We start from the raw sequence: 25789 nt of genomic DNA, 5'->3' as shown, positions 1-25789 counted from the left end.
GATTTAGTACCTAATGACTAAAGAATGCCCTTTCTGTAAGTTACCTCCTGAACGAATCATTGATTCCAATGAATTTGGCTTCGTCATTCGCGATGGATTTCCTATCTCCTCTGGTCATACTCTCATTATTCCAAAAAGACATATAGGCTCTTTCTTTGAAATTACTAAAGTCGAAAGAGATGCTCTTCTAACTTTGCTAGACAATGCAAAAGAAACGATTGATACAGAATTTCAGCCAGATGGTTTTAATATCGGCATCAATGATGGACCATCAGCTGGTCAAACCGTCCCACATCTTCATATGCATCTAATCCCGAGATATACAAATGATCAGACCGATCCTAGAGGTGGCGTGAGATGGATTATTCCTGAAAAAGCAAAGTACTGGGATTAATCAATTAAAAATGGTCAGCGCTGAATCTCAAATCGAATTTCTACAAAAAATTCAAACCCTCTTTGAAGACAGTTCATTTAGTGCAACCTATAAATACGCCTTATTAATTACCTTAACAAATCTCGCCATTGAACTTGGTAATGATAAAGAAAAAGAATTAACCATACCAAGTAATAGGATTGCGACCCGCTTTTCAGAACTTTATTGGCCTCAAATAAAAGAATACTCAAGTGGAAAAAATGTTGGAGTACTAAACCAAAATAATGGTACTCAAGCAAAAATTATTTCAATCCTGTTAGATGTTCAAAGGGCAACTGGCTTAGAAAGGTTTTCCGATGTAACAGCACATTCTATTTGGACAAGAAAATTAAACTCCATTGTTTCAACTATTTGGCAGAATCCGATCTTTTACCTTCAAGAAGATGAGAATCAATTCATCTATAAGTATTCAAACAATAAGAGTCTTACCCTTTCCAAAGAGGCACACCTTTGTCTTCGAAAATTCAGCGAATACATTATTCAATATGCAAAAAATGGCTGGATGACGCATCTCAAAACTAATGCTAAAAATCAACAAATTTTAAATTCAGATTCTGATTTAGAGTCATTTTTATTTGGTGCTTCAAGAGATACCCTCATTCAATTGAGACCTCTTCTAATGGACTACCAAGATGGTAGATGCTTCTATTGCTCTAGAAATATCTCACAGAATTCAAAAGCTGATGTCGATCACTTTATTCCTTGGAAAAAATATTCTAGAAACATTGCTGAGAATTTAGTACTTACCTGTCCATCTTGCAATCGAAGTAAGTCAGATATGCTGGCTGGTATAGCTCATCTTGAAAATTGGATGTTCAACGCAGCAACTAATGTTCAAAGAAATAATGACATTCATCATTTAGGATTTTTATCAGACTTGGAATGTAATAAAAGGATTGCAAGTTGGGCTTACCACAATGCAGCTATTGCTAATTCCAATGCATGGGTCATGCAAAAACAATACGAACCCATCAACCAAAAATATCTCATTCTTTTTGAATAATCGTTAAGTCATTAAAAACTTATTTCCTTTATGGATTAATTTTTAAGTCTATTCATGTCTTCAATTACGATTGAATGAATGAATCAATTTTTAATATCAACCATCCTTCTGAGTCTTCAAAAGTATTTCCCTACTTGGGACCAGTTCAACTTAAGACTTGAGCACTTAAGGCAATGCAAAAAAGTAAAACTCCACCCATCTCTCCAACACCGATTGATCAATTACTTTTATAAGGAATCAATGAATGACAAACTCTAGATTTAATGCAAAGCTAGCTGAGGCTGCGTACATTGCAAATATTACTGAGCTTCAAGCCAACCGTATCGTTGAAGAAGCATTTCTACCTAAAGATTTTTTTAATAAAGACAAGGGACTAACCTTTAGTCTCGCCGCTTGTGTCTTAGCAAGCTTTTACTACCAAAAAGGATCCAACTATAAAAAAGGATTTCGGATTAAGGTCCTTAAGCAATTTCTACAGAGAACGCCTAACCTATCGAAGGTGGAAGATCCTGTAGTTTTTAAAACAGAAACAAAGAATGATGATTTCTGGCGAATTACTGTTGATGACATCATGATTGACATGGGTAAAATGGCAATCCCTGTCAGAGAGCGATTTGAATGTCTCCAGAAAATTGTCACATCTCCAGATGTCATGCATGGTGAGCCGGTAGTGATTGGCACGCGCATCCCGGCATTTTTTATTTCATTTTGGGCAAAGGAAGGCTTATCAGTTGCCCAAATCAGAGAAAAATTCCCATCTATTCAAAGTGACGATTTGATTCAGGCGGCAATCATTTGGACCGACCTCAACCCATTTAACGGTCGCCCTAAAAGACTTTCAGAATTAAAACCTCAATGGAAAGTTTTACTATCAACTACTCGGGGACTCAAGTTATGAAATTTTTAATTGATGAATGCTTTACAGATGATCTAGTAATCATTGCTAACAATTTTGGTCCTGAGGCCGCTTCTGTATACGACAAAGGCTTAGTCGGTGCTAAAGATTACGAAATTGCTAAATTTGCTGTAGACAATGATTGGGTTTTAGTAACCCACAACTGTCAAGACTTCAGAGGCATCAATCATGAGGTCGGTATTTTAAACTTGCACGAAATTCATCCTGGCGTGATTTCTTTCATGGCTTATAACAATGACAGGGAGACGCCAATTAAGATGGATATCAAATTACAAAAGCTACTTTTTTTAACTGCAATTGACTTTATTAAAAACCACCAAACATTTCATCTAGAGAACCACGCTATTGAATTTGATTACGATGGGACGGAAGTTAATATTCGCTTCTATCTAGCTCCACATTTTCATCTTATTCCTCGTTTTACAACAATTGGCGATACGGGAAACATGTTGTTTTCTTGACCTAGGAATCTACAGAAATAGACAAGCAATCAATTTAGCCTTGATGTTTAAGACAGCTTTAGGGAGATATCCAATATCTGGAATAGTTATTCTTCCCTCAGCTTTAATTAAGGCTAAATACTACTTGATCGATCTAAGCCTGTAATTCAGATAAATACTTGGCCATATCCTCAATCAGTATTCCACGCGTTTTCTGCGGATATCTCAAGTTGTAAACCAGTTGTATTGCATTTGCCTTTGGAAACTTTTCAGCAAACCGAATCAAGGTTGCGTGTGGCTTATTGTCGCTGCATTTCACCTCAATCAAATCCGTTAGTTGATTGTCTTGAGATATTGCAAAATCAATTTCTTCGCCGTCCTTTGTTCGCAAATAATGCAAGCCTGTTTCTATCCCTTGTGTGTCTCGGATAAAGTCGGCGTGTTTCAATAGCATGTAAGCTACCGCATTTTCTAAACGAGCCCCCTCATCCCCTTTGACGAGTCCTTGATCGAAAAAATAAACCTTAGGTGTTTTCAACAAAGACCTACCAACATTATCAGTCCATGGGTGAATAGTAAAAACCACAAATAGTGCTTTAAGAATATCTAAATACTTACTGAGTGTGATGGGTGAGCAACCAATATCACGCGCAATTGATGCCAGAGATAAAAGAGAGCCGACACGGCTGCGAAGAATTTCAATGAAGATCTTCATCGTATTGAGTTCTTGCAGCCTAGAAAACTCTAAGATGTCTTCTCGTAATAGATCTTTGGAATACTCCAATCGCCACTTATTCACTTCTAGGATTTCCTCTACCAAACAGGGCTCTGGAAACCCTCCCCGCTCGAGCAGATGATCTAGTGCTTCACTAGGACTTTTAGAAGTATTGGCACAAAGCTCTTTGACAGAAATAGGATGCATCTTATAAGCAAAATACCGTCCAGCTAAGGACTCTCCTGCTTGCCGAAAAGTTTCCATGCGTGCACTGCCAGTAACGAGTAGAGACGTCCCCGGTGCTTTAGCATCTGTCACACCTTTTAACCACTGCTTCCAATGGGCCATCTTATGGATTTCATCCATAACGACCAAATCATGTAAGTCATACCAGTCTTGCTTTTGCAGGCGAACTCGATGCTCCGGTATATCCCAGTTTAGATAAAGTGGATTTTGGTAATAAGACATTAATTGTCGACTCATAAAAGTCTTACCCACCTGTCTAGGACCGGTCAAAATAACGAGTTTTCTCTTAATATCTTTGAAGACAATTTGCTCTAAATATCTCTGCATTTGACTATTATACATAGCTATATTAAAAAGTCGCGACTTTTTAATATAGCTATAAATTTTAGGCTTATTAATAATTTAACTTATTAAAATCAATCAGTTAAATAGCGACTTTTATACCGTTCTCAATTGAAAGGGATGTGCTTAGAACTTTATTTTCCAAGCCAGTTGGAAACAACAATGAATTAGTGAGTAATCCTGAGTTGAGCATTCTCATTCAGAATCAAGATCGCCTTTTAAGAAACATTCATCGATGATCTGCACCAGAAGATCCTTACGAACCACCTGATGGATTCGTTTTGCTCAGTTATTCAGTCCAGCGGGACAAACAGGACTTTTCTGATTCAGTTTCAGAGTTCGACTAACTGAGCTGATATTGTCTTTTAAAGTGTAGGTTGATACTTAAACAATCTTCATGACAAGGTCTGGCAATTTCTGGATCTGGCAACGAATTACGTCACCTCGCACCACAGGTCCCACATTTTCTGGAGTTCCTGAATAAATAATATCGCCAGGGAATAATTCATTCGCTTCTGAAAGTTTGACAATCTGTTCTGCTACAGACCAAATCATTTGCTTTAAATCCGCTTTTTGCTTCACAACTCCATTGACCGACAACTGAATATTGCCTTCTTTAAAATGTCCTACTTTTGATACTGGAAACAATGGTCCAATTGGTGCTGAATGATCGAAGGATTTGCCAATTTCCCATGGCTTCTTTTGATCGCCCATACCGCGTTGTAAATCTCTTCTCGTCATATCTAATCCAAGTGCATAACCCCAAACATGATCAAGAGCGTTTTCGAGTTTAATGTCTTTACCACCAATATGAATTGCAGCAACTAATTCAACTTCATAGTGATAATTTTGGTCAGCGTTGGATAAGGATGATCAGCAACGGTATTAGGAGCTACATACTGAATCGCGTCTGTTGGCTTTTGGAAGAAAAATGGTGGTTCACGCGTTGGGTCAGAGCCCATTTCAATAGCATGTGCCGCATAATTTCTACCGATACAGTAAATTCTGCGAACTGGAAATTGTTCTTTTTGATCCGCAATCGGAATAAATACTTGGGGAACTGTAAACATGGATTTTTGGTCAGTTGGATTTGCTGCTGATACACTGCCGGATACCATGGTTGCAGCAGCTGTTCCAAGCCCAAGTTTAATAGCATTGCGACGTGAAATATTATCTTGATTATTCATATTGATCTCCTTTTTTTTGATTATTTAACTTTATACAATAATAATCTACTTACGATACCCTTGGTTTAGGTGATAAGACAATTTAAGAAAAATCTTCAAGAATTTCAATTTGCAATATTGATTTTTTTATTGATTTTTTTATTGCTTATTTTAGTGATGAAGACTGTTGATTCGAAGTTTACTCATACATGATTTGCGCCAACATATCCCGACGAACGACCTGATGGATTCTTTTTGCACGCTTGTTAGGACCTGCGGGGCAAACTGCACTTTTTTGGTTGAGTTTCAGAATTCGGCTAACCGTCACCACATTGTCTTCCAAAGTATAGGTGGATACATATAATGCCCCATATTCAGCGTAATCGGCTCCAGTGGGTAACTTAATCACTTTTACTTTTTTCGGAAAATGAATCTCACTTATCTCTAAGAAGGTGCCAGAAAAACATCGGTAAGGAAAATGGTAAGCATCAGTAATTTGGTTAAAAGGAATATCCGCTAAGTATCCCGATGACAAACCAATCGGTACAGTCATAGCGCCAGGTCCTGGCATGTTAACAATCGGATCTAGATAAAATTTAGACTCTAAACTAAAAGGAGTATTGAGATCACGGCTATTTGAAGGACTAAAGGAACCATTACCTGTTTGTCGATAAGAGGAAAGGTATTTCTTTTCTTCAAGGTTGTCATCACTTCTTCTAAAAGTATAGAAATTCGATCTTGCTTCAAATTCTTCAGAGCCCATATAGTTGATCAAGGATTTACCATAAATTCCTCCCCGTTCATCAACTTGAAAGTAAGCCTTTGAGACGAAACCATTATTTTGATCAGAGGGCTTTGGGGTTCTCCCCATCTTGCCTATTGCAGTTAAAACTACCGGTTTATCCATCTCAGCAAAATCTAATACGCCGTAAGGTGCAATTTCCAGAGTGGAGTCAACAAACTGCTCCCACTTTGGCAGATACGTTATCACATGATTAAACGGGTAAATCGTGCCAAGTTTACCAACCCGATAGGAAGATTCAGAATTAATTAAGGCGGAACTTGAGGGAATACCTTTAGCAAGTAGCAATGCTCGCAAGAGCAAATCATGGTCTTTACAATCGCCATACCGACGATCAATGATTGTATCGGCATCATTTGGCACAATCCCACCGTCGCCTAAAAAGATCGCTACGTACCGAATATTTAAAGATACCCATTGATAAAGTGCGATTGCTTGAGACTGGGGATCATCAATCCCTTTAGTGATTTTTTGGGCAAGCTCTGTTACCTTTTTGGTAACTACTAGCTTAGATTGAATCGAGTTCTCGTAATATTTACCAATCTCAAGCGGCGATTTAAAGCTAGAAAAAATGAGATGAGGACTATGATCGGCATAATCCACCTCACCATTGATTTTAGGGATCGTTCTTAAATGTTGATAATGAAACTTATATTGCTTTTCCCCATTGGGACCATCTGCTTGTCGTCCGCCCGGTATTTTTTTAGCGTCGACTTTAATCATCAAACGGGGATCATGAGAGAAATGCCATTCAAACTGTTGGATCTCTAAACTCGGAGAAAAATACACTCCTTTCTGATAGTTTTTAGCAAATAAAGGCGTGTGAGAAGTGATTTTTACTTTGTAAGTAACTCTAGCCCCAGGGGTAACATTCGGGAAAATGATGATGCGATGCTTTTGATCTGAAAATTGTTGAGCTCCCCCAGAAATATCGTCATCCACTTCTCGAATCGCATTGCTTGCTACAGGTATTTTCTGACCCGAACTTGAAGTTGTATAGGCTTCGAGTACCTCCACCTTTTGTAAGGTGCTATTAAAAGAAATATCCGCTTGGGCAGCGGTATCGATTGCAATCTGAGAGCGAATAAGTTTGGTGATTTCTCGGGTTTCTACATCACTACCATCTGCATAGACATGCGTTTTAATAATATATCGCTCAATGCTTACCGGCGAGTTTGGCTCACTTTTTGCTTGCACTCCTGGCAAGACTGCTACCAAGCCACCAAGGAAGAGCGTAGTCGCAACAATCAGACTCGCCGTAAACTGAAAAAATACTTTCATGACATCACTTTGCTAAATTTGCTACGAATGAATAACCAAAATAGCCACGAAACAATTACAGAACGTAATCGATTAGTGGCGATAGGAATATGAGATAAAACTTGATAGAACAGATTACTTCGCTGAATAGTTGAAATGATTATGCACATAGTTCTCAATCAACTGTCGACGACGACTCTTTGGCCAATCATATTGATCGGCATCGCGAAGGGATAACTCAGGATTGTTATTAAACCTGGGGAATTTACTGCGCATACTTTTCAATCCTAAAATAATCGAGGCATCAATGATTGTATTGACGGCCCAATAGGGAGGCGCTATCTGGCTTTCATTAGCAATGCTTTGTACTTGCAGTGGCAGAATAAAACTGATAAAAAAAACAGCAAAGTTCATGGGAATGTGTCTAGGATGATAAGGTGTTATTTTGGAGAATGTGAGGCTCATTACGTGAGCCTCCTAGCAAAGATTAAAACCCAAATGCCTCCGCCATAGCAATCACTTGCTCTTCAGTCAATCCGGGATGCTGCATGATGCAATTTTCGACGGGATCATAGGGTTCATATTCGCTAGACGAAGTAAGCGAAGTACTTTTAAGTTTTTGACTACGCTCGAGTGCTTCCAATCTTTCACAATACTCACGCACTCCAACGGCGATATCTTTACCAAGTTGAATTGAATCAGAATCTGAATCAGAATCAGAATCTGAATCAATCGGTATTAATAACCGATCCGGGACAGGACCTACCATTTTTGTATATAAGCCTCTATTACAGTTTTCATATACTAAAGGTCTATTATGAGATACCTCAACAGTCCAAACAAAAGTTTGACCGTTAATACCGTACCAACTTTGATATCCTACAACACCAATGATTCTCACAATATTTCCGGTATTTTCTGGCAAATGACAACCTACTAAAACTGCCAAATCGCCGATACGACAACGCAATGTTTCCATTTTCTTTCTCCTATTTAGCTAATTCGACAATATGTCAGGCTTAGCAATTCGGAATAACTCCGCCCCTCCTACATTAATGATTTAAAAAACTTTTGAACTTATTCATCCTTTCATAAGAAAGCATCTGTGTAACAGACTTCTCATAGGCCCAATTCTTAGGCACTGCAATCTTCGCCCTCCTCATACTCTCGGTATCGAAATAGTCATCCTCTTCATGAACTGAATGAGCAATACCGACTCGATTCGTTGCATCAATCTTTTCATACGAAAAATTGATCCATGAGGCATGATGACTTGGCCCAAAGTTTTGGTCAAACAAAATTGCATCTGCATAGGAAATCTCTGGCATGAAATCAGTGATTTTTAGTCCCTTCTTTGCAATTAAAAAATAATGCGATTTAGCCTGGTGATAATCTTTGAAGCTAAAGCTCATTAAATAATCATCTTGGCTCAAAGTATTGCTGTCAGGAATATCGAATAAAAACTGTGCCATTCCACCTTGATAGTTTTCTAGGATGGCTTCCTTACGCACCACAATACAACTACCTTCTACGATGACCATTTATGAATTACCTTATTCAAATCATTATGTATTAAGTTAAAGAATAGTAGGCTCAAAAGATGAGCCACCTTCAAGAAATATTAAAAAATATTTAATTAGAAAAAAATAACAAGGCAAAAAAGCCTTCATTAAACAATCAAATATCGGTACGAAGTTCATAGTCGATAGAGAACTGTTCCTTCATACAGTAGATCATTATTTGAGCGAGCTCGCCACCACTATGAGTTCTCAAGAGGGGTTTACCTGATGCAGTAATACCCTTGAATTTCGTACCTAATATTCGTAGTTAGTAATTATTGTGAAGGGCTTACTTATGGGATTTAATAGCATTCAAGAAAATATGAATATACAAAAAATCAATGAGGTAACTCATCTACTGATAAAAGTAAGAGAAGTTACCAACGAACATCTCCCTATTACCCATTCCATTATTCCTTATCAAATTCTTTTGGTTGTGATGTATCACCATATGAGGAATGAAAAACTATCCGTGAAACAACTCTTCAACAGCGGATCTTTTAGTGAAATGGGTAATCGTTATCACTACAGAAAACTCCTAGAAAATAAATGGATTCACCTTCATGACAACCCAGCTGACTTTCGCTTGAAGTTGATCACTCCATCAGAAAAATTACTTCAAGCATTTAGTGTAATTACTGGAGACTTAGAAACTGCTTTTACCAGCATATTACTTGATAGTAGTCCATTTGACTTACATCCAACCAATACTTCACCACTAAGTTCATAGTCGATTGCAATAGCGTCAAGAACTTAATTCATTAACAATCAGTAAATCTTCACAACAATCCGTCAACCCTGAAAGAGTTTCAAAATGAAAAAAAAGATTATCGTAGCAGCCCTACTATCTTGTGCAATCTCAAGCACCATGGCACAGTCTTCACAGAAAAAAGAGACTGGCCCGTATGTGGAAGTTGGCTTTATGCAAGCTTACTATAAAGATGATTCAGTGAGCATTAATAATGGCTTGGCGGCTTTAAAGGCAGGTTATAACTTTAATAAGAATTTAGCTTTAGAGGGAATGATTGGTGGAAATGTTAATTCTGCGAATTTTTACTATCGTTCAACAAACATTACTGCACAGGTCCAAAATGCATATGGGATATATGGTAAGGGAACTTTAGAAATTAACGACACTGTGTCCCTTTATGCTAAAGTCGGCGCAACAAATGGAACAGTTTCCGCCTCTAGCTACTACGGTAGCGCTTGGACAAGTGGTACAAGCCCATCTTATGGGGTCGGTATTCAAGCAAATATCAATAATGATGTTTATGTAACTCTAGACTATATGTCTTATTACAACCGCGAAGGCATAAGCATTACAGGACCTAGTCTCAATGCCGGCTATAAATTTTGATTTAACTCTAAATACTAAGCCATAAAAACTTCAAGTTACCCGGCTTAGCTCTCTTTATTATTCTTATTTAACTCCATTAAAAGAGTTAGGTAGGAATAGTAAATAACACGATGAATGGTATCGAGTAATGTCTAAATATTTGCTAATTCTTATTGCCCTTTTATCTGGTTGTGCGATGCAGGCACCACAAGTTGATCAAAAAGAAGGCCCTCAATCAATCAAAGCTCAAAAAGATGCCCAACAGCTGATTAAAGACCAAGCACCCTCCACGCCGACCCTAAAACGTAAGATAGCACTTGGTCGTATCACGAATGAAACGGTCTATGGGCGTTCATTACTTAGAGATCAAATGAATGACCCTCTAGGGAAGCAAGTTACTGACATGACAAGTAAAGTCTTAACTGAGTCTGGCGCTTATCTGGTGTTCGAACGACCGGATATTGGTCGTGTCTACAACGAGGCAGCAATGACGGGTAATAAGTTAAATGTCATTGGGGTCGATACCTTAATTATTGGCTCCTTAACAGAGTATGGTCGTAAGACAATCGGTGAATCAGGCTTTGCTTCTCAAATGAAACGCCAAGTAGCTTTTGCCAAAGTCGACTTTCGATTAGTTGACACTAAAACTGGGCAAGTCTACTTTGCTACTTCTGGAGCTGGAGAAGCTTCAAATGAAACCGCATCTACCTTTGGATTTGGTTCACAAGCCTCCTATGATGGGACTCTCGGCGATACCGCTATCCGCCAAGCAGTTACGGATGCCATTGCCAAAATCAGCGCTGTAGTCAATAAACAAGCATGGGCCACCTACATTTTGAAGGTTGATGGAAGCAAGATATTTATTGGTGGTGGTAAGAGCCAAGGAATTAAAGAAGGAATGGTTTTTAATATTGAGACTTCGGGCGAAAAAATCAAATCTCCTCAGACAGGAGCAGAAATCACCTTACCTGGGCAAACCATCGCATCCATGAAAATAACTGCTCTGTTTGGAGAAGGTGAACTCAACGAAGGATCAGTTGGCACTATTTTAAATGGCTCAATTGCGAACCAAAAAATCAGCGATTTACAAATCCGATATGACGGAGTTTCAAAATGAAAAATATCCTTAAGTTGTTTTTTATGATGTTCCTCATCAATGTCTATGTTTCAGGATGTACTCAACTGCCTACTGAAAAACAGAGTATTTCAGATATGAGACCTAGCCTTTCTTTTAAGGCTCAAAATATCGAATTTTTAGAGGGGCGGGTAATGTTAGATAACCTCGATATGGGCCAAGCACGTGAATATCAAGAAGGTTATGCAATGATGCGAATCTTGCCGGGACCTCATGTTTTGGCTATTTATTTAAATGGTCAAAAAATCTATGAAGAAAAAATTTACGCAAGTGACGGCGTTAATCAAACAATCTTAATCCACTAGGTAAGTCTAAATATGCGTATATTTTCAATTTGTTTTATTGTCATGATCTCTTTATTGGGTGGTTGCGCAGTAAAAGGTAAATATAACTGGAATGGATATGACAAGGGGTTATATGACGCTTATAAAGACCCTAGTCAAATAAAGTCATTACAAATCAAACTTCAAGCTACTGTAGATTTGAACGAACAAAATAAACAGATCGTAGCTCCTGGCATGTATGCGGAATTAGGCACTTTATATTTACAAGAGGGATTACCTGATAAAGCAAAAATGTATTACTCAAAGGAGCGGGATACTTGGCCTGAGAGTAAAACTTTAATGGATTTGATCATCAAAAATCTTGATAGTAGACCAAAGCTTATAGAAAAGAGTAACCCATGAAGTATCTTTTAATTATCATCGTTACCATCGGTTTATTTGGTTGTGCTAACGTTCAAAAGAAGGATTTATCCGCATTTACTAATGCCGCACCTCGATCCATTCTAGTTGTTCCTGTCGTAAATAAAACTTTAGATGTTGATGCTCCCCTTTATCTATCGACAACGCTACCCATACCAATTGCCAACAAGGGGTATTATGTTTTTCCAGTGAACACGACGAAGTTCATCTTAGAACAAGAAGGACTCTATGAAGGCGAAAGAATACATTTAATACCAACACCTCAATTAGCAGGAATGTTCGGTGCTGACGCTGTTCTCTATGTAACGATTAATCGTTGGGATGCACAATACATAGTACTCTCAACGACAATTACTGTTGATTTTGATTATCGGATAGTCAGTTCAACTGGAGTTGAAATTTGGCGTGAAAATAAAAAAATGGTTTATCAACCACAGAACTCAGGTGGCGGTATCCTCGGTGCAATCATCACCGCCGCAATTGCAAGAGCGGCCCCAAATTACATGCCATTAGCACAAGCGGCGAATCAGCAAGTATTTCAAATTGGGCCAAATCAATTACCCAATGGTCCTTATGCAACTCCCGATCCAGTAAAGTAAATCATTATCTTTTATCACAGCAGATAATTTTAAGGAGCATCACTTGAGGTTCCTTAAATGAACATGTTGCAATAAAAGATTAGGGAGAGTAATTCCATGAGTACTCTGGAAGAAAGACGATTCTTGCAAAATCATTGACATTACTTAAATCCATAGTAACTGAGACCTTCTTACCAAACATCAAGAAGATGATCTTAAACTTCCAATGTACTATCCAAGTTCTTATTAACTGATATAAATATTTAATTATAAAAAGTATTTTATTGGTAGTACTTTGGATGAGTTAAAGGTTAAATTATTTACTACTTACATTTAGAACAGTTAGGCCTTAATCTTGCTCCGGATTTTTTTATGTGTTTGTTGACGTTCAATTTCAAAGCCTGGTTCCAGAATATCCAATGCCGCTGTAATACCCTCGAATAGGCTTTTCTTTGGCGACAATAAAACTCCACCTGCGAAATGTTGAATAGTCACTTCAGTTCCATTAAAACGATACTTCTTAGGAATCCTAACGGCTTGATTTTTTCCATCCATGAAAATTTTAGCTGTATCCATAAGAACACTATTAATGTTTACCAAATAGGTGTTTTATTCATTTTTTGTAAGCTCATTTCAACACCCTTCGTCTATGAACTTCTGATAAAACCTTAAACATTTCCTTCGAATCTTCAAATGAAAAAGTGACTTCCTCTTTTAGGAACTCACCACGATCTGCTTTCTGAGCAGTCTTTCTAGCCAGATAAAAAAAGTCTTCAAGGCTTTCGGTGCGAATAATTACTTTAAGCATTTTTCCTTTTCAACTATTTTTATTAATTTTTAACTCCATATTGGCTCCTTGGCAATAATTGAAGTCGTATCTTTTAAATTAGAAACGGCCAACCATATCAATTAATTTACTTCATAAAAAGCGTTCAAGCAATTTCACCTACTAATAGTAGGGTTAGGTTGTTTAAAATTAAAAAGTACCTATCATCTTACGCAATCATTTAAAGCCAAGCAATTCTTGGAGAGTTCATTTCATGGGCCCAATCGATAAGATTTTTCCAAATTAATTTTGGTGGGATTTGGTTAAGTTGTGCAACCGCTTCTACAACAGAAATAATTAATGAAAGAGGAGTCTCATCTAGGAAAGTTGCAATATGCGGATAGATTTTCTCAGGCAGAACACCTGTTACAAGAGCAAGAGATAAATCCGTACTGTGTAGAGATGATTTATAACTAACGCTTACTGATACGCAGACCATTTCCAAAGAATTAAAATTAAGTTTAGACTTCAAGGGAATATTATTTAATCCCAGCAAGGTCAATAGACTAATAAATTCATCCCTACCAACATTAGTTGATATGCCTCTTTCTAAACGATAGATAGTTAATCTACTCAATCCACAAAACTTCGCCAATCGCTCTTGAGATAAGCCTAAATGAGTACGACGTAATGCTATTGTTAATCCTAGTTCCCTTGAATTCATTCAGATAGCCTAACAAATTTATAAAGCTTTATTACGCAAATTTGTTACGTCTATTTTGGCTGACACTAGCAAATTTATATAAATACTTATATAATAAATCAATGAGGAAAGAACTGTATTTTATTGGTACCGCTTTAGACGATTTAAGGGATTTACCCATAGAAGCAAGGCGGGAAGCAGGTTATGAGCTGGACTTAGTTCAATGTGGTTACATGCCGTCAGACTTTAAACCAATGCTCAATATAGGTGCAGGAGCTTATGAGATTCGGATTCATGTACTTGGTGAGTGGCGTGTCATTTATGTGGCAAAGTTTTCTAGTGGAGTTTATGTTTTGCACGTCTTTCAGAAGAAAACTGCAAGAACAGCGTTAGCAGATATTGAAAAAGCAAAAAGCCGTTACAAGCGGATACAGGAGAAAAAATGAAAGAAAAAATAATTAAATCAAGTGGTAACGTTTTCGATGATCTTGGTTTCTCAAAAGAAGAGTCAGCGGTATTAAAGATGCGCGCTGATTTGATGGCGAAAGTGAGAGACTCGATCGCGAAAAATGGTTGGACACAATCAGAGGCTGCTGCAGTGTTACAAATCAGTCAATCTAGAGTATCAGACTTAATTCGTGGAAAGAGGGACAAATTCAGCTTAGATATGCTCGTCATGCTGGCTACCCGAGCAGGTAATAAGGTGGCTTTAGAGATTGCAGCATAGGAATTAATGGAACATCTTGTTCGATCAAATAGAATTGAAATGTTACTTTTGATTTCCAATGGAGTACTTACTCACAACATTTATTTCAGGCACATCTTGAAAAGCATTTTCAATGGCTTTCACAATGTCGTCCCAAATACCAGGCTCTTGAAGGATTGGAATTTCTTTACCCAACATATTTGAAAGTTTTCCGTGATTAGACTCTACGGATCGAATGACTCTGTCAATTTGTATATCAGGCATTTCGACAATATCTTTGATTGCTATTCTTGCGTGTGAATGGTTACGCAAGTAACGGGACTCTTCTCGCATATCCTCACAGATTGTGCGTTCCAACACATGCGCTAAATAGATAACATGCTTCGTTAAATCCAGATATCGCCAGGTATGTCTTGCCTTATCATCTCCATGAAATACGAAATTTGAACGAATACCGTCCGAATAGGTCGTATGAGTTTTTGCAAACTCATAAAGACCCTCCAATGAGCGCATCAATGGGCTAGAAATGACATCAAGAACTCGATCATAAGAATGGCGCTCAGTGTGATCGCTTGTTATTAAAGATGATATCGGTAGGATCATCGGTGCTTTCACGACTTGATCACGTCGCAAAATATCGTTGATCAAGAACCGATGCACACGGCCATTACCATCTGCTAATGGATGAATGTAAACAAATCCAAAAGCTACCACTGCGCTACGCATTATAGGAGACTGTCCTTTGGTACGCTCCAAAAAGGTAACGAGTCCCTCAAGCATTAATTTGATGTCTTCTGCAGGTGGAGCAATGTAGTGGACGATATCTTGATACCGAGCAACTTCCCCAACGAACACTGGAGACTCACGCACACCAAACTGTTCTAAAGTCGTACGCTTACCAAGGATTTCAGCTTGCAATTCGGATAGAGTTGCCTGATCTAACGGCCAGGTCCCTTTACCAGTTCGGCGCGATAACACATCAGCAAATCGCTGAATACGATCAGATTGATCAGCTTCACCCTCGATGGCAAAACTTGATTTACTTTCCCGCAGCGTCATCCAAACTGCCGAGCGCATTAATAATTCCTCACCAAATTCAAGTGCTAAATCGCTAATTAGCTTTGATACATCTAAACTCATCGCTTTAACGGAGTCTGCCGTTTTCCGGATAATAGGGCAAAAATAGGTTGTTCCGGGTAGGTTATCGCGCACACGCCAGCGTCGATTTGGAATAGCCTGATCTGGTGAGGCCACCACTAGTTTGGCAGCATCCAGGACATCTATATAACCACCAGCCACTTCTGCATGAATCTCAAGTGTTTTATTAGTCAAGAATTCATAAAGAAAACCAGCTCGCTTAGCGTACTGACCGGATGGCTCATCAGCGACCCAGTCTGATAGCTCTTGTGGATGAATTTTTCTAAATAACTGAGACAGTAACTCAAGGTGAGGGACTTCATGCTTGAGATGAAAAGTCAAGTGCCCACGCAAAGTAGCACTAGGTCGCATACTTTCAACGTAGATCTCTGTAGTAGTATCATCTAATACTTGTGTTGCACGACGACTGCCAATGCGACTAAGGGTTTGGAATGGCATGACTGGATCGATACCGTAATTGGTAGCTAACCATACCCCACCTATTGAATTTTCGTTTCCCATCCACTTATTATGCACAAAAACGATAATATTTGCTAAAAAACATTAATAAAAGATAGTTTTTGCACAAAAACGATCACAAATCATACGTTTACATACTACTGGATGAAGAATATCTCGAACCTAAAATAGCCTAATTTATAACTCGTGAAAAATCACCTCATCATTAATAGGCAATAAGCCTAAGTGCATACCACTTATATTTTGAAGTAAGCTATCGTTAGCAACCCCAAATTAAATTCAGCACAGCAATTTGAAACTTATGTTGAAATCTAAATTAAAGTCATAAAAGGGATTTATTGTGCGCAATTGGCAAATTCAAGAAGCAAAAGCAAAGCTCTCCACAGTATTGCGTGATGCGCAGCTTAAGGGGCCACAAGAAATTATCAATCAAGGTCGCTCAGTTGCAGTTATTCTTTCTCGATCAGATTACGATCGTTTGATGGGGGCTAATCAATCGCTAGTTGATTTTATGCGTAATTCGCCACTTTATGACAATGAAGATGTTTTGATTGAACGTAACAATAGTTTGACGTGAGATATAACTCTATGATTTTTCGTATAGATACCAACGTCCCATTCAAGTTGCGCCGGAAAGTATCTATGAAGATGTTGCGCTGGTTTTCTCAGATATCCGTCACTACGTTTTACATTGAAGACTAGAAATAATAAAAAATGCGAGAACTGTTTAAAGTTCCCGCATCAGATGTATTGCTTAAATAATTGGTAGGCTCGACTGAATTCGAATCAGCGACCCCTACCATGTCAAGGTAGTGCTCTAACCAACTGAGCTACGAGCCTAAAGACGAAATTATATCACTTTCGCTGAGCCGATGTCACGCCTTTTACACTATTGAGTTGTTTCATGGCCTGTGTGATCTCATCTAGACTATGAATTTCGATCGAAAACTGCATACTAGCCATACCTTTACTACTTAGCGTATTCACCCCTACTACATTGATTCTCAGCTTTGAAAACACTTCTGAAATATCCCTAAGCAAGCCGTGACGATCCACTGCCATCAACGCGATTTCTGCCGAAAAAATCGAGTTCGATGACGTACTTTCTGACCAGGCTGACTTAATAATCCGCTCTGGTGCGCGCAGCATTAATTGCTTAAGGGTTTGACAGTCACTTCGGTGGATCGAAATACCCCGACCTCGCGTAATAAAGCCATTAATCTCATCCGGTGGCACTGGTCGGCAACACTTGGATAATTGCGTCAGTAAAGAGTCAACCCCCACTACTAAGACATCACCAGAATCCTTTTTCTTACGACTCGGCTTAATCATTAAATCCACAATTGGCGTTGGCTCAATGACTGGCTCTTTCTCCTCTTTAGCTTCCTTAGCATGCACTTTCGGATCACGTTCCGCTTGCGCGTCAATGGCGTTAAACCAAGCTTTTACTTTTGAGCGAGCGCGGTGCGAGGCTAAATACCCCTTATCTGGTGACAACCAATCGCGAGAAGGCCCACCCTCTTTCACGGTAATAATTTCGACAGTCTGACCACTGTGCAAGACCGTATCGAGCGTCACCATCACGCCGTCCACTTTGGCACCCCGACAACGATGCCCAATATTGGTATGCACTGCATAAGCAAAATCCAGTGGCGTGGAATGAGGATCAATCGCAATCACTCTGCCGAGTGGTGTTAAGGCATAGACTTGCTCATCAATTGCCTGACCTTTTAACTGATCCCAAGCATCTTCTTTCCAAGCAATTAATTGCCGCGCCCAGGCGACTTTACGCTCATATTCCTCGGCCGCACTAATGGTACCTTTTGAGCTGTGTGAGGAAGTTGGGCCATGACTTGGATTGGAGTTACCTTCTTTATATTTCCAGTGCGCAGCTACCCCATACTCAGCCTGATGATGCATCGCTTGTGTGCGAATCTGAATCTCAAACGGCACCTCATCCACATCTTTTACTACCGTATGCAGTGATTGATAACCGTTCGGTTTAGGCCTCGCAATGTAATCATCAAACTCTTTACTTAGCGGTTGCCATAAATGATGAAAAATACCCAGCGACGTATAACAATCTTTCACATCATCCACAATTACCCGCACGGCACTTACGTCATACAAATGCGAAAAGTCGATATGCTTACCCTGCATTTTCCGAAAAATACTATAGATATGTTTAGGCCGACCATAGACCTCTGCCGAGATCCGATTCACAAACAGTTCGTTCTGAATTTTCCCAACAATATCTTCCACAAAACGCTGCCGCACCACGCGCTTACTATCTAGTAGGCTAGCAATTTCTTTATAGGCGACTGGGTTCACAATCCGAAAAGCTAAATCTTCCATTTCCCACTTAATCTGCCAAACTCCTAAACGATTCGCCAGGGTCGCATCGATCTCCAATAACTCCTGCGCCCAACTTTCCTCGACCGGTAGTTTTTCTTTCGTCACCCATCGCAAAGTTTGTAAGCGGGCAACTAAATAGATAAACACCACTCGCAGATCTTGTGAGAAAGCCAACAGCATTTTTCGCAGACTCTCGGCTTGACCACTCGCCGCTTTCGTTCTCGTCGAGTCGAGTGCCTGAAAACCCTTGATCAAGCGGGCTGGTTCTTCCCCCAAACGCTCGGTCAGTTTGGCCAGTGTTTCTTTACTCGTAAGATGTTCAATCGCAATCAGTGTAGAACTGTCAAGTTCTAACATTCTCGCAATCAGCAGCATGCCGGCGAGATGCTGTGCAATCGGTTCATCAAACCAAGCCTTGTCTTCAATGGTTTGGGTTAGCATATTTTGCTTTACAGCAGAAAGATTTAAATCGGTCATATAACCAATTTAAACCAAAACCAAAAGAAGTTCAAAAAAAACCCCTAGCTTAAAAAAAACTTTCTGGCGATGGCAATTTGTTCTGGCAAAATAAAAGCTGGGGCGTGGCCTGCTTGGGCTATTTCGATAGCAGAAACATAGGGATTACGACGGCACATCTCTTCAACCGTATCAGGGGACAAGAGGTCTGATTCCACACCGCGTGCGACCAGCGTTTTAATCTGAATACTATCAAAAGACTTCCATAATGCCAGTTCTCCAGCAGCAGCCGTCATCGGATTTTGCGCCATCAATGGCACAGAAATCTTAGGGTCATAATGCATTATCCACTCTTGATCTTTTTGGATTAATTGTGGCAAGTTCAAATGACGTAGTTGCTCTTGGGTATGACGTCCAAAAGTTTCTGTGATGGAATTAACATAAAGCAATCCCTCCGCCTCACTTTTAAAAGTCACAGGCTTACCTAGATAAGTCATCAGCCGCGTTAAAAAAGCAAACTCGATCCGTGGCCCCACATCATTTAAAAGTAAGCGCCTCACAGGTTGATGCTCCATCCCTGCGAGTACCATCCCGATGAGTCCCCCCATGGAAGTACCAAAAAAATCTAATTGTTTTGGAGCCAGGCGCGCAATTAAAGTAACGATATCACTCACATATTGCGGCACTCCGTAATACATTGGGTTCGTTAAAAAATCAGAGTCTCCTCGCCCAACAATGTCAGGACAGACGACGAAGTACTCATCCGACATCGCCTGCGCTAAGGCAAAGAAATCAGTTCCTCTGCGTGTCAGACCATGCACACACAACAGTACCTTCGGATTTTGCGGTTTACCCCAGGTTCTGTAGGCCATTTGATGCAAGCCGACTGGACTCATACACTGCACAAACTGCGGGGCTGGATTGAGGGTTTCAGAGGAGCTTTGCGAGGGGTTAGAAGCACTCGATACATCACTCTGCGGTCCTCCATTAGAGGCTGCCTGAACTGAATTACCAGCGATTTTAGATAGCCATTTTTTCCACATTGGTGTACTCATTACTTCCCTCACACATACTAAGTTGAACATTGCTAAAAATTAAAAACTGAATCGGCTTAAATCAGTCATTGATTTATCAATTCAATATTAAATACTTTACTCTCAGAAAATCACGAATCAATGATTTAACAGTAAATATTTAAGGTCTTTAGAGTTAAATAAAAAATAGTGCAATCGAGTCCAAAATCAAATCTGATAGAAAGCAAAGTTACTTTAGTTTTTTTATTTGCTTATATAGAGCCGTAACTTAGAGTGCTAGGGCCGAATGCTCCGGCACTTGATCTGCTGGATGGACTTCCGGTTGCAAGGTGACGTGGTCAATCCCGTGCTCGCTTAACAACATCTCACGGATATCATCCATGATTTTTGGCCACTCCGTGATGTGATCAATTTCGATGTGACCAATCAATGCTGGATAGCCCGGTGTCATTTCCCAAATGTGTAAATCATGAATCGCATTCACACCATTGATTTTGACTAAGTCATCGCCCACTTTCAGGAAGTCGATATGCTTCGGTACACCCTTCATTAAAAAATGATAGGACTCTGCCAAAATCGAAACTGTCGATTTAATCAAGAGTAAACAGACCACGAGCGAGAGAATCGGATCGATCTGCATCCAACCCGTATATTGAATCACGATACCCGCAATTAACGCGGCGACCGACCCGAGTAAGTCACCCATCACGTGCACGAGAGCTGCTCTGGTATTCATACTATTGTTATTGCGTGACAACATCCAAGCAACAAAGATATTGACGAGCAACCCGAGCAGTGCGACTAAGGTCACTGTTTCTCCAGCCACCAAATGCGGAGAAATAAAGCGAGATATCGCCTCAACAGAAATCCAGATCACGAGTAATACCATCGCAAGACCATTCACAAACGCTGCGAGTGCCTCAGCTCTGCCAAAACCAAACGAATTTTTAGCACTCGGTGGTCGTTTCGAAATCACCTGTGCCACCACAGCTAGTAAAAGCCCAGCTGCATCGGTCACCATATGACCTGCATCAGAAATCAGTGCGAGAGAGTTGGCAAAAAAGCCAGCGAATACTTCAACTGCTGCGAAGCCCAGCGTAATGATGAGGGCAATCATTAAAACTTTTTGACTAGAAACTTCTTTAGCGTGGGAATGCTTGGCATCCCCCGCTTTATGTGCGTGCAATCCAGCTGAACTCGCCTTTGAAACACTTTTAGGCGATTTGTGGTCGTGAGAATGACTATGATTCAGCATGAATTCCTATAAAGTTAAACAACAATTTACAGTGCAATCTGCAGCTTTGCACCTGTTTTCTCGATCACTTCCTCTTGCGTCACACCAGGAGCTAATTCAATGAGATGCATCCCATTATCATCAATTTTGATGACACACAAGTCAGTGATGATTAGATCAACTACGCGCACACCAGTCAGTGGCAAACTGCACTCAGTCAAAATCTTTAAATCGATCGTACCATCTTTTTTCTTGGCCACGTGATCCATTAGCACCAACACGTTCTTCACGCCTGCTACCAAATCCATGGCGCCGCCCATACCCTTGACCATCTTGCCTGGAATCATCCAGTTAGCGAGATCACCTTTTTCGCTTACTTGCATGGCCCCTAAAATCGCAAGGTTAATTTTGCCACCACGAATCATGCCAAATGAATCAGCTGATGAGAAGATGGAAGAGCCCGGTAGCGTCGTGACAGTTTGCTTACCGGCGTTAATTAAATCAGGATCGATTTCTGCTTCGGTTGGGAAAGGACCAATGCCCATCAAACCATTTTCCGATTGCAACCAAACTTCCATACCTTCTGGCACATGGTTTGCTACTAAAGTCGGCAAACCAATCCCTAAGTTCACATAATATCCATCTTGTAATTCTTGAGCAGCACGTGCTGCCATTTGATCTCTTGTCCAAGCCATGTTATTAATTCCTTTTGAATATCGCTATTATTGGTTAGACGGAAGCTTCACGCACCGTACGTTGTTCAATTCGCTTTTCAGGCGTCGCATTTAAAACTAGGCGATGCACGTAAATACCAGGAGTATGAATTTCATCCGGATCTAACTCACCGTTCTCAACAATCTCTTCTACTTCTGCGATGGTGATTTTGCCAGCCATTGCGACGACGGGGTTAAAGTTTCTAGCCGTTAAACGGTATACGAGATTGCCAGATTTATCTGCTTTCCAAGCTTTCACAATCGAGACATCCGGCGTGAGCGTTCTTTCCATCAAATAGGTTTCACCATCAAAATCTTTGGTTTCTTTCCCAGCAGCAATCAAGGTACCCACGCCTGTTTTGGTATAAAACGCTGGAATACCACAACCACCAGAGCGCAGTTTCTCAGCGAGCGTGCCCTGAGGTGTGAGTTCCACTTCGACTTCACCAGCAATAAATTGACGCTCAAATTCCGCATTACCGCCGACAAAAGAACAAATCATCTTTTTGATTTGACCATTTTCGAGCACAATGCCCAGACCATAACCATCAATACCGCAGTTATTAGAAATCACGGTTAAATTTTTCGAACCGTTATCTTTAATCCCCTGAATCAAGGCTTCAGCAATGCCGCAAACACCAAAACCACCTGAAGCGATCATCACGCCGTCTTTCACCACATCCGCTAATGCTTCCTTGGCAGAACCAAATATCTTATTCATTCTTTGTCCTTTTTAACTCTTAATTAATTTTCTTGCGATTTTCTTAAATTTACTAAACTTGTACATTATCGAACATTTCCCAAAACACCCGCCTTTTTATGGACTTCCGCTTAGGTAATCACCAGGCCATCATCCGCCGAAATAATCGAGCCATTCATAAAGCCAGACTGCTCACTTGCTAAAAGTAGCAAGACGCCGTCTAGATCGCTGGCTTGTCCTACCCGCTTACGGGGTAGCTTTTGAATCAGTTTTTTACCTAATTCCGTTTGCCAATGCTCGGCATTGATCTCCGTTTCGATATAGCCAGGACAGATCGCATTGACATTAATACCGTACCGGCCCCACTCGAGTGCCATGGCCTGCGTCATATGTATTACGGCAGCTTTACTCATACAGTAGGTAGAAATTTGCGATAAAACCTTTAAACCAGCCACTGAAGCAATATTGATAATGCGTTGGGCTGGAGCTGGGTTGCCAGCATCCTGGGCAACTTTTGCCCGTTCAATCATGTATTTTCCGAGCGCTTGACCCACAAAAAAAGCACCGCGTGTATTGGTATTAAAGACATAGTCGTAATCTTTAGGCGTCACATCCACGATTCTTTGGGTACTCGAAACCCCTGAATTATTAACCAAAATATCGATTTGCGGCACTTTGCTGAGGGTATTACTCACGAGCGACTCAATCGAGTTGGTATCGGTCACATCTAAACCTACGCAGTACGCCTTACCCCCTGCGAGGGTAATTTCACGCTCTAGCGCCTCTAAACGATCAAATCTGCGCGCTGCTAGCACAACGGTCGCACCTGCTTTTGAAAGCGTTTTAGCAAACTGCGCTCCAAGGCCGCTTGAAGCGCCCGTAATCAGGGCAACCTTACCTTGTAAATCGATTTGATAAGCCATCATCATTTCCTTTGCATCGTGACCCACGCATCGAACTCTGTTTTGAAGTTGAGCATGAATATTTTCGTTAAAACTGGTATTTTTGAGAAAGTTCAAAATTTAAGATAATGTACACCGAAAATGTCATAATTACACTGTTAATCAACTAGCCAACCCACATATTTATGCTTAGCAATTCAACCCTCAATAAAATCAATCAAGAACTTTTAGCCACCCATGGCCCTAGAGAATCGATGGACTACGATGTCGTGATTGTCGGCGGCGGACCTGCTGGGCTAGCAACGGCGATTCATCTCAAGCAATTGGCGCAGCAAAAGAACCAAGAAATCTCCGTTTGTGTCCTAGAAAAAGGTTCTGAAATTGGTGCTCATACCCTCTCCGGTGCGGTGATGGATCCAATCGCTTTAACGGAACTATTGCCTAACTGGCAAGAATTAGGTGCGCCGCTCAATACGCCGGTGACCGAAGATCGTTTTATATTCTTAACCAAGTCTTTGGGCATTAAAACCCCGAATTTCCTTTTACCAGCTTGTTTTGTAAACCATGGCAACTACATTGTTAGTTTGTCTAACGTGACGCGTTGGTTGGGTGAGCAGGCGGAAGGTCTTGGCGTTGAAATTTTCCCAGGCTTTGCTGCTGCTGAGATTTTGTATGATGATGAGCAACGTGTAGTTGGAGTAGCAACGGGTAACCAAGGTCTTGGTAAAGACGGCATTGCGACTGAGAACTTTCAGATTGGGATGGAACTCAGAGCTAAATACACCATCTTCGCAGAAGGTGCACGTGGTCACTTGGGTAAGCGCTTAATTAGTAAATACCAGTTAGATAAAAATTCTGCGCCGCAAACCTATGCAATTGGTATCAAAGAACTTTGGGAAATTGATCCAGCGAAACACCAGCCCGGCTTGGTTGTGCACACTGCAGGTTGGCCTCTCAAATCCGATACCTATGGTGGATCGTTTTTATATCATTTAGAAAACAATCAAGTGGCAGTTGGTATGGTCGTCGGCTTATCCTATAAGAACCCTTACCTCTCACCGTTTGAAGAGTTTCAGCGATATAAACTGCACACTGCCATTAAACCTTTCTTTGAAGGTGGCAAACGTCTTTCCTACGGCGCCCGAGCTATTACAGCAGGTGGTCTTACAAGTTTGCCTAAAGTCGTATTTCCGGGTGGTGCTCTCGTCGGCTGTGATGCTGGCTTTTTAAATGCCTCTCGGATTAAAGGCTCTCATAGTGCAATTAAATCGGGTATGTTAGCAGCTAAAGCTGCCTTTGAAGCCGTAACTGATGGTCGCGCGCAGGATGAGTTATCTAGTTATCCTTTGCAGTTTAAGCAAAGTTGGTTACATCAAGAGTTATCGAAAGCCAGAAACTTTAAACCTTGGATGGCCAAAGGTCTTCTGACGGGTACTGTAATGGTTGGGATTGAGCAAAAATTGCTTGGTGGCAAAATGCCGTGGACTCTCAAGAACAAACAAGCTGATCATCGTTATATTGAGAATGCTGAATATCATCAGCCGATTGACTATCCAAAACCGGATGGCAAGATTACTTTTGATCGACTCTCTTCTGTCTTCTTATCCAATACGAACCATGAAGAAAATCAACCAGCGCATTTAACGCTCAAGAATATTGACACGCCAGTCAATACGAACCTTGCAAAATATGCTGGACTAGAAGCAAGATATTGTCCTGCTGGTGTCTATGAGTATGTCAATACAGAAGGAATTGAGCGTTTACAAATCAATGCGCAAAACTGCGTACATTGTAAAACTTGTGACATCAAAGACCCCACCCAAAATATTGTTTGGGTAACCCCTGAAGGTGGCGGTGGTCCGAATTATTCTGGGATGTAATTGGACTGGGGATTAGTCCCCAATCAATTGAACTCTGAATCAATAAACTTGGTAAGTAAATAGCTTACCAAGTCATTACCCCTTCAAT

Annotated in this window: 28 protein-coding genes, 1 tRNA gene and 1 pseudogene; 14 read left to right on the top strand and 16 right to left on the bottom strand. The window is 40.3% G+C overall.

Annotated elements, in window-relative coordinates; genetic code table 11:
- Nucleotides 1-13: 13 nt before the first annotated feature.
- From AOC35_RS02240 to AOC35_RS02225, 4 genes are all read left to right on the top strand, one after another.
- A complete protein-coding gene (locus AOC35_RS02240) occupies nucleotides 14-394 on the top strand; it encodes an HIT family protein (RefSeq protein WP_108645575.1) in 381 nt (126 codons plus the stop codon).
- A 10-nt stretch (nucleotides 395-404) separates the two neighbouring features.
- Complete coding sequence (locus AOC35_RS02235; RefSeq protein WP_108645574.1) at nucleotides 405-1436, top strand: HNH endonuclease; 1032 nt, start codon at nucleotides 405-407, stop codon at nucleotides 1434-1436.
- 244 nt (nucleotides 1437-1680) lie between these two features.
- Nucleotides 1681-2334 (top strand): DUF433 domain-containing protein, encoded by a 654-nt coding sequence (locus AOC35_RS02230; protein WP_108645573.1) that lies wholly within the window; start codon nucleotides 1681-1683, stop codon nucleotides 2332-2334.
- Nucleotides 2331-2813 carry a DUF5615 family PIN-like protein gene (locus AOC35_RS02225; RefSeq protein ID WP_108645572.1) on the top strand — a complete coding sequence of 161 codons (483 nt, stop codon included), beginning with the start codon at nucleotides 2331-2333 and terminating at the stop codon, nucleotides 2811-2813. Before AOC35_RS02230 ends, AOC35_RS02225 begins: the two co-directional genes overlap by 4 nt.
- Nucleotides 2814-2946: 133 nt before the next feature.
- Here the strand turns inward: AOC35_RS02225 and AOC35_RS02220 are convergent, their stop codons facing one another.
- The 6 genes and pseudogenes from AOC35_RS02220 to AOC35_RS02195 all read right to left on the bottom strand — a co-directional run bounded on the left by AOC35_RS02220 (nucleotide 2947) and on the right by AOC35_RS02195 (nucleotide 8864).
- On the bottom strand, nucleotides 2947-4095 hold the full coding sequence (locus tag AOC35_RS02220; protein ID WP_211307462.1) for an ATP-binding protein: 1149 nt from the start codon (nucleotides 4093-4095) through the stop codon (nucleotides 2947-2949).
- A gap of 384 nt (nucleotides 4096-4479) precedes the next feature.
- Nucleotides 4480-5213, bottom strand: a pseudogene (locus AOC35_RS02215) (fumarylacetoacetate hydrolase family protein).
- Nucleotides 5214-5460: 247 nt separating this feature from the next.
- Entirely contained in the window at nucleotides 5461-7344 is a 1884-nt protein-coding gene (locus AOC35_RS02210; protein WP_108645571.1) for a DUF3857 domain-containing transglutaminase family protein, read from the bottom strand.
- 114 nt (nucleotides 7345-7458) lie between these two features.
- Complete coding sequence (locus tag AOC35_RS02205) at nucleotides 7459-7788, bottom strand: hypothetical protein (protein WP_108645570.1); 330 nt, start codon at nucleotides 7786-7788, stop codon at nucleotides 7459-7461.
- 22 nt (nucleotides 7789-7810) lie between these two features.
- Entirely contained in the window at nucleotides 7811-8302 is a 492-nt protein-coding gene (locus tag AOC35_RS02200; protein ID WP_108645569.1) for a hypothetical protein, read from the bottom strand.
- Nucleotides 8303-8375: 73 nt separating this feature from the next.
- Complete coding sequence (locus AOC35_RS02195; RefSeq protein ID WP_108645568.1) at nucleotides 8376-8864, bottom strand: hypothetical protein; 489 nt, start codon at nucleotides 8862-8864, stop codon at nucleotides 8376-8378.
- Between the two features lie 313 nt (nucleotides 8865-9177).
- On the opposite strand from AOC35_RS02195, the gene AOC35_RS02190 reads away from it, so the two are divergent.
- The 6 genes from AOC35_RS02190 to AOC35_RS02165 all read left to right on the top strand — a co-directional run bounded on the left by AOC35_RS02190 (nucleotide 9178) and on the right by AOC35_RS02165 (nucleotide 12656).
- Nucleotides 9178-9612 carry a hypothetical protein gene (locus AOC35_RS02190; protein ID WP_108645567.1) on the top strand — a complete coding sequence of 145 codons (435 nt, stop codon included), beginning with the start codon at nucleotides 9178-9180 and terminating at the stop codon, nucleotides 9610-9612.
- An 84-nt stretch (nucleotides 9613-9696) separates the two neighbouring features.
- Nucleotides 9697-10239: a porin family protein gene (locus AOC35_RS02185; RefSeq protein WP_108645566.1), complete on the top strand. Its 543-nt coding sequence runs from the start codon at nucleotides 9697-9699 to the stop codon at nucleotides 10237-10239.
- A 127-nt stretch (nucleotides 10240-10366) separates the two neighbouring features.
- Entirely contained in the window at nucleotides 10367-11335 is a 969-nt protein-coding gene (locus AOC35_RS02180; RefSeq protein ID WP_108645565.1) for a CsgG/HfaB family protein, read from the top strand.
- The gene (locus tag AOC35_RS02175; RefSeq protein WP_108645564.1) at nucleotides 11332-11658 is read left to right on the top strand and encodes a hypothetical protein; all 327 of its coding nucleotides are present in this window, start codon (nucleotides 11332-11334) and stop codon (nucleotides 11656-11658) included. The genes AOC35_RS02180 and AOC35_RS02175 overlap by 4 nt, the downstream gene beginning before the upstream one ends.
- A 12-nt stretch (nucleotides 11659-11670) precedes the next feature.
- Nucleotides 11671-12039, top strand: a complete 369-nt coding sequence (locus tag AOC35_RS02170; RefSeq protein WP_108645563.1) for a DUF4810 domain-containing protein — start codon at nucleotides 11671-11673, stop codon at nucleotides 12037-12039.
- Entirely contained in the window at nucleotides 12036-12656 is a 621-nt protein-coding gene (locus tag AOC35_RS02165) for a GNA1162 family protein (protein ID WP_108645562.1), read from the top strand. The genes AOC35_RS02170 and AOC35_RS02165 overlap by 4 nt, the downstream gene beginning before the upstream one ends.
- A gap of 321 nt (nucleotides 12657-12977) precedes the next feature.
- Here the strand turns inward: AOC35_RS02165 and AOC35_RS02160 are convergent, their stop codons facing one another.
- Nucleotides 12978-13211, bottom strand: coding sequence for an antitoxin (locus AOC35_RS02160; RefSeq protein WP_108648672.1), 234 nt, complete (start codon nucleotides 13209-13211; stop codon nucleotides 12978-12980).
- 431 nt (nucleotides 13212-13642) lie between these two features.
- The gene (locus AOC35_RS02150) at nucleotides 13643-14125 is read right to left on the bottom strand and encodes a helix-turn-helix domain-containing protein (protein ID WP_108645560.1); all 483 of its coding nucleotides are present in this window, start codon (nucleotides 14123-14125) and stop codon (nucleotides 13643-13645) included.
- Between the two features lie 101 nt (nucleotides 14126-14226).
- Here AOC35_RS02150 and AOC35_RS02145 point away from each other — a divergent pair, with 101 nt between their 5' ends.
- A complete protein-coding gene (locus AOC35_RS02145; protein WP_108645559.1) occupies nucleotides 14227-14550 on the top strand; it encodes a type II toxin-antitoxin system RelE/ParE family toxin in 324 nt (107 codons plus the stop codon).
- Nucleotides 14547-14831, top strand: coding sequence for a helix-turn-helix domain-containing protein (locus AOC35_RS02140; protein ID WP_108645558.1), 285 nt, complete (start codon nucleotides 14547-14549; stop codon nucleotides 14829-14831). The genes AOC35_RS02145 and AOC35_RS02140 overlap by 4 nt, the downstream gene beginning before the upstream one ends.
- Before the next feature lie 42 nt (nucleotides 14832-14873).
- On the opposite strand, the gene AOC35_RS02135 is transcribed toward AOC35_RS02140, so the two are convergent.
- The gene (locus AOC35_RS02135) at nucleotides 14874-16469 is read right to left on the bottom strand and encodes a Fic family protein (protein ID WP_108645557.1); all 1596 of its coding nucleotides are present in this window, start codon (nucleotides 16467-16469) and stop codon (nucleotides 14874-14876) included.
- A 298-nt stretch (nucleotides 16470-16767) separates the two neighbouring features.
- On the opposite strand from AOC35_RS02135, the gene AOC35_RS02130 reads away from it, so the two are divergent.
- Nucleotides 16768-17004, top strand: a complete 237-nt coding sequence (locus tag AOC35_RS02130) for a type II toxin-antitoxin system Phd/YefM family antitoxin (protein WP_108645556.1) — start codon at nucleotides 16768-16770, stop codon at nucleotides 17002-17004.
- Between the two features lie 186 nt (nucleotides 17005-17190).
- Here the strand turns inward: AOC35_RS02130 and AOC35_RS02125 are convergent.
- The 7 genes from AOC35_RS02125 to AOC35_RS02095 all read right to left on the bottom strand — a co-directional run bounded on the left by AOC35_RS02125 (nucleotide 17191) and on the right by AOC35_RS02095 (nucleotide 23842).
- Nucleotides 17191-17267 (bottom strand) — tRNA-Val (locus tag AOC35_RS02125).
- A gap of 15 nt (nucleotides 17268-17282) precedes the next feature.
- Nucleotides 17283-19259: a RelA/SpoT family protein gene (locus AOC35_RS02120; protein ID WP_108645555.1), complete on the bottom strand. Its 1977-nt coding sequence runs from the start codon at nucleotides 19257-19259 to the stop codon at nucleotides 17283-17285.
- Nucleotides 19260-19303: 44 nt separating this feature from the next.
- Entirely contained in the window at nucleotides 19304-20134 is an 831-nt protein-coding gene (locus AOC35_RS02115) for an alpha/beta fold hydrolase (RefSeq protein ID WP_108648671.1), read from the bottom strand.
- A gap of 406 nt (nucleotides 20135-20540) precedes the next feature.
- Nucleotides 20541-21527: a cation diffusion facilitator family transporter gene (locus AOC35_RS02110; protein WP_108645554.1), complete on the bottom strand. Its 987-nt coding sequence runs from the start codon at nucleotides 21525-21527 to the stop codon at nucleotides 20541-20543.
- 26 nt (nucleotides 21528-21553) lie between these two features.
- Nucleotides 21554-22201 carry a CoA transferase subunit B gene (locus tag AOC35_RS02105; protein WP_108645553.1) on the bottom strand — a complete coding sequence of 216 codons (648 nt, stop codon included), beginning with the start codon at nucleotides 22199-22201 and terminating at the stop codon, nucleotides 21554-21556.
- Between the two features lie 34 nt (nucleotides 22202-22235).
- Nucleotides 22236-22940 carry a CoA transferase subunit A gene (locus tag AOC35_RS02100; RefSeq protein ID WP_108645552.1) on the bottom strand — a complete coding sequence of 235 codons (705 nt, stop codon included), beginning with the start codon at nucleotides 22938-22940 and terminating at the stop codon, nucleotides 22236-22238.
- Nucleotides 22941-23050: 110 nt separating this feature from the next.
- Nucleotides 23051-23842, bottom strand: a complete 792-nt coding sequence (locus tag AOC35_RS02095) for an SDR family oxidoreductase (RefSeq protein WP_245898398.1) — start codon at nucleotides 23840-23842, stop codon at nucleotides 23051-23053.
- 164 nt (nucleotides 23843-24006) lie between these two features.
- On the opposite strand from AOC35_RS02095, the gene AOC35_RS02090 reads away from it, so the two are divergent.
- Nucleotides 24007-25701: an electron transfer flavoprotein-ubiquinone oxidoreductase gene (locus AOC35_RS02090; RefSeq protein WP_108645550.1), complete on the top strand. Its 1695-nt coding sequence runs from the start codon at nucleotides 24007-24009 to the stop codon at nucleotides 25699-25701.
- Nucleotides 25702-25789 lie beyond the last annotated feature (88 nt).

The sequence above is a fragment of the Polynucleobacter rarus genome (assembly GCF_003072505.1).
Taxonomy (GTDB): Bacteria; Pseudomonadota; Gammaproteobacteria; order Burkholderiales; family Burkholderiaceae; genus Polynucleobacter; species Polynucleobacter rarus.
The sequence above is the reverse complement of the archived record's forward strand: the minus strand, read 5'-3'. Positions and strand labels throughout refer to the sequence as shown.